The sequence below is a fragment of the Paraburkholderia sp. SIMBA_030 genome, assembly GCF_046535245.1.
Lineage (GTDB): Bacteria > Pseudomonadota > Gammaproteobacteria > Burkholderiales > Burkholderiaceae > Paraburkholderia.
Window position 1 is genome coordinate 1 of record NZ_JAWRXB010000730.1, and the last position, 265, is coordinate 265.

The 265-nt window shown below is 61.9% G+C and carries 1 pseudogene; it reads right to left on the reverse strand.

From position 1 onward, the window contains the following. Positions 1-265, reverse strand: a pseudogene (locus tag SB772_RS41885) (hypothetical protein); the annotation flags it as partial.

Sequence of the window (265 nt, forward strand, 5' to 3'; positions counted from 1 at the left end):
GCTCAATGCTGGACGCCGCGTTGCCCTGCATCGCCAGTGACGACTGATCCGCGCTCGCGCGAATGCTCGTGACGCTGCGATTGATTTCCTCGGCCACCGAACTCTGCTCCTCGGCTGCCGCGGCAATCTGCTGGTTCATCTGCTGAATCAACGACACCGCTGCCGCAATACTCCCCAGCGCACTCTCGGTCTGCAACGCATCGCTGACGGCGAGTTTCACCAGTTCGCCGCTGTTCTGAATCTGCTGCACCGACGATTGAGCGGC